Here is a 6,150-nt window from a genome sequence, read left to right on the forward strand (position 1 = left end):
CACGCTGTAGAAGAGCACCTGGAAAACGCTGTTGAACGCCACCAGGCCGGCCGCGTACTCGGTGTCCCCCCGGGCCAGCTCGTTCCACACGATGACCATCGCGATGCAGCGCGCCAGGCCGATCATGATGAGGCCCACCATGTACTCCGGATAATTTCTCAGGAAGAGTATCGCCAGAAAAAACATCAGCGTCGGGCCGACGAGCCAGTTCTGCACGAGCGAGAGCCCGAGAATTTTCCAGTTGCGAAAAACGTCCCAGAGCTCCTCGTACCTCACCTTCGCGAGCGGCGGGTACATCATCAGGATCAGGCCGACGGCGATCGGGATGTTGGTCGTGCCGACCTGGAACCGGTTGATGAACGCCTCCACGCCCGGGACGGCGTACCCGGCGCCGACCCCTACGCCCATGGCCAGGAATATCCACAGGGTCAGGTACCGGTCCAGGAAGGAGAGCCCGGCGGAAACGCCGCACGACGGCCCGCGGGCGGGGCCGCGCCCGCTCATCGCTGCGCTTTCCCTCTCCCGTGCGCGCAGCATACGCTGGCCCTGAGGGGCTTCTTCACCCGGTCTTCCCGGATCTCCGGAACCTCCTGGAAACAGGATCCGAGACAGTCGAGCAGCTGCCGGTGAAACTTCGTCGTCGCCCCGGCGAGCGAGTAGAAGCACCAGCGGCCGTTCCTTCGCGCCCGGACGAGGCCGGCTCGCCGCAGATAGGACAGGTGGCGGGAGACCGTCGGCTGGGGCACGGTGAGTATCTCCACAAGGTCGCCGACGCAAACCTCACCTTCTCCGAGCAGGTGAAGTATCCGTAGACGCGTCGGGTCGGAGAACGCCCGGAACATAAGGTTTGTAGCCTGCTTTTTCATACCCGCTTAGGCGAACATATAGGGATTTCGCCGCCCTGTCAAGAGAGCGCGGCCCTGAAGGGTCCGCGATTCTTTCTTGCGCCCGCGACGCCTTATTAATTAAAGGATGGGAAATCTTTACCCCGCAGGGTCTTGTTTTCTAATCCTCTTTTTCCTGTATCGTGATTGGGGAGCTTCAGCGGACGTTGACATTCGCCCCCGCGTTCCCTATGCTAAGGCGGTTGGAGGCCGTTGAACGATGCCGCGCTTTGGTTTCGTGACCCTCATGACCGATTTCGGCGAGCGCGACCACTATGTGGGCGCCGTGAAGGGGTCGATTCTTTCGATCAACCCCGACGCCACCATCCTCGACATCACCCACGACATCGCTCCCCACGACGTGAAGGAGGCCGCCTTCACGCTCCTCGGGTACGCGTCCACGTTTCCCTTCCGCACCACCCACATGGTGATCGTGGACCCGGGCGTGGGCACGGCGCAGAAGCCCCTGCTCGTCGTCACGGACAACTACTACTACCTCGCGCCCGACAACGGTGTTCTCTCCTACGTCCTCGAGCGCGAGGAGATCGAGCGCATCGTTCCCCTCGAAGAGGATCACTTCTTCCGCAAGCCGGTCTCTCCCACGTTTCATGCGCGCGACATCTACGGCTCCGTCGCCGGGTGGCTCTCGAGGGGCGACACGGACACGAGCAACTTCGGGCCGCTGGTCGACTCGTGCACGCGCTGGGAGATTCCCAAGCCCCGCCTTCTGGGCGACAAGCTCCTCAAGGGCCATGTCCTGCACATCGACCGCTTCGGCAACATCATCACGAACATTTCCCGCGAGCAGTTCGAGGAGCGCGTCAAGAAAAAGCCCAAGGCCAAGCCCAAGGTCATCCTTGCGACGAAGGAAATTCCCGAGATGGTTAAGACCTACGGGGAAGGAAAAAGCCCCATGTTCTTTCTTTTCGGGAGCACGGGGTTTCTGGAGATTGCGTCCCGCGAGCGCTCGGTCGCCGAGTCGGTGAACATCACGGTCGGCAAGGACGTGGGCCTGATGTTCGAGTAGCGGAGGGGCGCCCGTCCTTCCGCGCGGATTTTCAAGACTCCCGCGACGGTCACGCCCGGGTTCCGGAGAGTTTTCCCCCACGGCCGTCGCAGCGCAAAGAAAGTCAACACTCATGCTCCCTTCTCGGGCCGGGACCGGTTCCCGGGGCGGGCGTGGTAGAATGGGAAAAATCATGAAGCGAATCCTTGTCCCGAAGCCCCTGCGGCATGGTGCGACCCTGGGCGTCGCGGCGCTCTCGGGGCGCCTTGCGAGGCCGGCGCTCCGAGCCGGCATCGCCGCCCTCGAGCGGCGCGGCTACGGCGTCGTGCGGGCGGACAATCTCGCCACCTCCCACGGGTATCTCTGCGGCGGAGACGGGGAGCGCCTCGAGGGCTTCCACGCCCTGCTGCATGATCCGCGGGTGAAGGGCGTCGTCTTCGCGCGCGGCGGCTACGGCGTCATGCGCGTTCTCGATTCGCTCGACTACCGCTCCATGCGCGCGGAGCGCAAGGTGCTGGCCGGCTTCAGCGACCTTACGGCCCTGTTCTGCGCCGCCTACAAGAAGGCGGGCCTCGCCTCGCTCTACTCGCCGATGATTCTGAACCTCGCGACGCTCGCGCGGGAGGACGCGCGGCGCTTCTGGTGCGCGCTCGAGCGGCGGAAATTCTTCCCCGTCTCCTTCCGTCCCGGCCGCGTGGTTCGCCCCGGGCGCGCCGAGGGGCGGCTCGTCGGGGGCTGCCTGACGCTCCTCACGCACCTCCTCGGAACGGCCTACGACTTTTCGTGGCGGGGGTGCGTTCTTTTTATCGAGGACACGGACGAGACGCCCTACTCCACCGACCGCCTGCTCACGCACCTGAAGCTCGCCGGGAAATTGAAAGGTCTAGCGGGCGTACTCATCGGCGCGGAGGACGCGGGCCGCTACGACAAACGAAAATCCTTCACCTTCCGCCAGGTCTACGAGGACCGCTTTTCCTCTTACCGCTACCCCGTGGTCGAGGGGCTGCCCTTCGGACACGGTCCGCGCAAGGCGACGCTTCCGTTCGGCGGCTGGGCGCGCCTCGATACGGCGCGTGGCCGCCTGGAGATGTCGTTTCGTGCCTAGGAAGCGTGCACGCGGCAAGGCTAAAGAAACCTTCGGGCCGGAGTTGCGCGCCGCCGTCGAGGCCTCCGGGAAAGCGGGCGATTTCCTGCTCTCGCGGTGGAGCCGCCGCGCGTCGCTCCGCGTCAGGAGCAAGAACCGCGAGGCCGTGAACTACGTGACCGACGTGGACCGCGGGAGCGAGGCGCGCATCGTCGCCCACCTTCGGCGCCGCTTTCCCTCCGACGCTATTTTGGGCGAAGAGGGCGGCGAGCGGATGAAAGAATCCGGAGCGCCGCGGCGCTGGATCGTGGATCCCCTCGACGGCACGACGAACTACCTGCACGGCTTTCCCTTCTTCGCCGTCTCCATAGCGCTCGAGGTGGAGGGCGATCTGAAGGTGGGCGTCGTCCTGGACCCGCTTCGCGAAGAGCTCTTCACCGCGGTGCGCGGGCGCGGCGCCCGCCTCAACGGCGGGCGCATCCGCGTCTCGCGGCGGAGAGGCCTTCGGCACGCGCTCGTTGCGACGGGGTTCCCTTTCAAGGAATTCTCCCGCATGGACCGCTACTTAGGAATTTTCACCCGCGTGTCCCGGGCCACGGCCGGCGTGCGGCGCCCGGGCGTGGCCTCGCTCGATTTGTGCTACCTCGCCTGCGGGCGCGTGGACGGGTTCTGGGAATTCGGCCTTGCGCCGTGGGACGTGGCGGCCGGGGGGCTGCTCGTGGAGGAAGCCGGCGGCCGGGTCACGGACATGGAAGGAGGCGGGGATTTTCTTAAAGGTGACCTCGTCGCGTCGAACGGCCGCCTCCACGGGGCGCTCATGCGAATCGTGAAAGCCGGCAAGAGGTCTTCCTCGTAGAAGCGTATACCTTTTTAATACAGGGGATTCCACCCTCGGAATTAAAAAATTTTATGGTTTAAACACTTGCAATTCGCCGAAAAATGTGCACAATAAGATTTCCTCGGCGGATGCCCTGCCGGGGGGTAACGACAAAGGAGAAACCGCATGGCGAAAAAGAAGGCAAAACGCAAGACGACGAAAAGGAAAACGACGAAAAAGAAGACGACACGCAAGAAGCGCAAGCCGAATCCGGCGTTTATGAAGCCGGTGCGGCCCGATTCCGTCCTGGCGGAGGTCGTGGGATCGAGTCCCCTTCCGAGAACCGAGCTCACGAAAAAACTCTGGGCCTACATCAAAAGGAACAAGCTCCAGGACGCGAGGAAGCGCACCCAGATCAACGCGGACGCCAAGCTGAAGGCTGTCTTTAGCGGAAGGAGCAAAGTCAGCATGTTCGAGATGACCAAGTTGGTGAGCCGCCGCGTAAGATAACATTCTTTAATCGTCGCTTGCCTTCAGGCCGAAAGGCCCGGGGGGCATCGCAGGGAACCGACTCTCGCGGGAAAGGGGGTGTTGCCCTTTTCCTGCGGAGTCGTTTCTTTTGGGGGGACACGGAGAGAAAGGAACAAGGGCTGCGAGCTCAGCGCCCGAGCCCTAAAACCGACGGCTGGCCCCTGACAACTGGCGGCTGTGAGGAGGGCGCCCGAGAGGAATCGAACCTCCAACCAACGGCTTAGAAGGCCGCTGCTCTATCCTTTGAGCTACGGGCGCACAGCGAGAAGACTCTGGCGCGCCCGGAGGGAGTCGAACCCCCGCCCTTTGGATTCGAAGTCCAACGCTCTATCCAGCTGAGCTACGGGCGCGTCCTTAATTATAAAAGTTGCGAGACACCACGGGCTTTTTCAGGGCCCCGGTGCCCATGTCCCATGATACCGATTTACTCTTTCCGAGGCCACCGAAAAATAAGACGGCTCAACCCCGCCCTGAGAGTTCAACCGATATCTGACTTCCCGCTTGCGGAGATTGCAAAACGTTTCTGATGGAATCGGCTATGGTTGCGCGAGCCGTTTCAGCTCGTATTCTCAGTGCCCTTGTGCTTTCCGCGCTTTCTCCTCCGGCGGGACGCCGGGATTCTTCGTCAGCGCGGATAGGAGCTTTTCGGCTTCTTCGGTTTTCCCACGGGCCCGGTATATCTCCGCAAGAAGCAGGTACTGATCCGTCGAACCGGGCCATTTCCCGATTGATTCCTCCAAGAAGGACGCCGCCTTTTCCAGCTCCCCGTTTTCCCTCATGTAGTAGGCGACGGTGTAGGCGTAATCGGGACCGGGAAGGAGCTCGAAGGCTTTTTTCAGGAAATCCATGCTTTCGCCGGGCCTGGCGTCCGCGAGCATTACGCCGAGGTTGAAGGCGGCGGCGTGCAGGGCCGGGTCCGACTCGAGAGCTTTGCGAAGGTGTCGCTCGGCCGCTCTCATGTCGCCCAGCTCCGCCTGGAGGAGTCCCATGTTGAAGTTGACGGCCGCGTCATCGGGGGCGATTCGAAGGGCTTCGGCCAGGCGGCCGTTCGCTTCATCGAGGTCTCCCAGTTGCGCGTGGGCCGCGGCGAGGTTGGACATGGCCATGACCGCGGTCGGCTCCAGCCTGAGCGCGGTTTCGTACGCGGCCACCGCCTTCTTATGCTCGCCCCGGTCCAGGTGGAAGTTCGCGAGATTGTAGTGCGAGAACCACCGGTCGGGGTTCACCGTCAGCGAGGCAAGGTATTCCCGAGTGGCGGCGTCGAGGCGGGCCTCGTCCTCTCCGGCGAGCGCGCCCGTGGGGCCCGTGGGAATGGAGGCGAGGGCCTCGGCCGCCCTGATCCTCACCAGGCGGTAATCGTCGCCGGTGAGCTTAACCAGCGCCGGGACGACGCCGGGAGCAAGGCGCGTTCCGAGGGTCGCCGCGGCCGCGGCCCGGACCAGGGGCGACGGGTCCGAGAGGGCCGACACCAGCGCCGGACTCACCTTTTCATCCTCGCAACCCGCAAGCAGCCTGACCAGCGAGGCCCTGAAAATCTCGTCGTTGTTTCTATCGGCGACGTACGCCAGAGTGTCGTCCAGGAGGGACCAGTCCCGCTTCCGCGCGAGGTGGACCATGTCGGCGCGCCGGAGGATTATTTCCCGGTATTCGTCGCCGTGCCACTCCCGCACCAGCTCGTCCGCCCACGCGGCGTCCCGCTCCGCTTCGGTGTGGCAGGCGTTGCACGCGTTGGGCGACCCGTACCTGGCGGTCGCCGCGGGGGTCGGAGGAAGCATGGAGTGGTCGCTTCGTTTCATTCGGGCGAACCCGGTCGTGGGCATGTGGCATG

At 63.8% G+C, this 6,150-nt stretch carries 7 protein-coding genes and 2 tRNA genes; 4 read left to right on the forward strand and 5 right to left on the reverse strand.

Going from position 1 to position 6,150, the window contains the following annotated elements:
* Together JSV08_02005 and JSV08_02010 are read right to left on the reverse strand one after the other, a co-directional pair.
* Positions 1-504 (reverse strand): arsenical-resistance protein (locus tag JSV08_02005; GenBank protein UCF81218.1); only part of this gene is annotated, 504 nt, incomplete at its 3' end.
* The gene (locus tag JSV08_02010; protein UCF81219.1) at positions 501-866 is read right to left on the reverse strand and encodes a winged helix-turn-helix transcriptional regulator; all 366 of its coding nucleotides are present in this window, start codon (positions 864-866) and stop codon (positions 501-503) included. The genes JSV08_02005 and JSV08_02010, both read right to left, overlap by 4 nt.
* A 238-nt stretch (positions 867-1,104) precedes the next feature.
* Here JSV08_02010 and JSV08_02015 point away from each other — a divergent pair, with 238 nt between their 5' ends.
* From JSV08_02015 to JSV08_02030, 4 genes are all read left to right on the forward strand, one after another.
* Positions 1,105-1,911, forward strand: coding sequence for an SAM-dependent chlorinase/fluorinase (locus JSV08_02015; protein ID UCF81220.1), 807 nt, complete (start codon positions 1,105-1,107; stop codon positions 1,909-1,911).
* Positions 1,912-2,083: 172 nt separating this feature from the next.
* Entirely contained in the window at positions 2,084-2,995 is a 912-nt protein-coding gene (locus JSV08_02020; protein UCF81221.1) for an LD-carboxypeptidase, read from the forward strand.
* A 43-nt stretch (positions 2,996-3,038) separates the two neighbouring features.
* Positions 3,039-3,830, forward strand: coding sequence for an inositol monophosphatase (locus JSV08_02025; GenBank protein UCF81815.1), 792 nt, complete (start codon positions 3,039-3,041; stop codon positions 3,828-3,830).
* Positions 3,831-3,977: 147 nt separating this feature from the next.
* A complete protein-coding gene (locus JSV08_02030; GenBank protein ID UCF81222.1) occupies positions 3,978-4,301 on the forward strand; it encodes an SWIB/MDM2 domain-containing protein in 324 nt (107 codons plus the stop codon).
* Between the two features lie 206 nt (positions 4,302-4,507).
* On the opposite strand, the gene JSV08_02035 is transcribed toward JSV08_02030, so the two are convergent.
* From JSV08_02035 to JSV08_02045, 3 genes are all read right to left on the reverse strand, one after another.
* Positions 4,508-4,580 (reverse strand) — tRNA-Arg (locus JSV08_02035).
* 15 nt (positions 4,581-4,595) lie between these two features.
* A tRNA-Arg gene (locus JSV08_02040) sits at positions 4,596-4,672 on the reverse strand.
* A 219-nt stretch (positions 4,673-4,891) separates the two neighbouring features.
* Positions 4,892-6,150, reverse strand: a 1,259-nt coding sequence (locus JSV08_02045; GenBank protein ID UCF81223.1) for a tetratricopeptide repeat protein, incomplete at its 5' end; no start/stop codon positions are given.

This window comes from Acidobacteriota bacterium (assembly GCA_020349885.1).
Lineage (GTDB): Bacteria > Acidobacteriota.

Coding starts and splice junctions, on each gene's coding strand:
- JSV08_02010 (UCF81219.1), bottom strand. CDS start 866: ATGAAAAAGCAGGCTACAAACCTTATGTTCCGGGCGTTCTCCGACCCG.
- JSV08_02015 (UCF81220.1), top strand. CDS start 1,105: ATGCCGCGCTTTGGTTTCGTGACCCTCATGACCGATTTCGGCGAGCGC.
- JSV08_02020 (UCF81221.1), top strand. CDS start 2,084: ATGAAGCGAATCCTTGTCCCGAAGCCCCTGCGGCATGGTGCGACCCTG.
- JSV08_02030 (UCF81222.1), top strand. CDS start 3,978: ATGGCGAAAAAGAAGGCAAAACGCAAGACGACGAAAAGGAAAACGACG.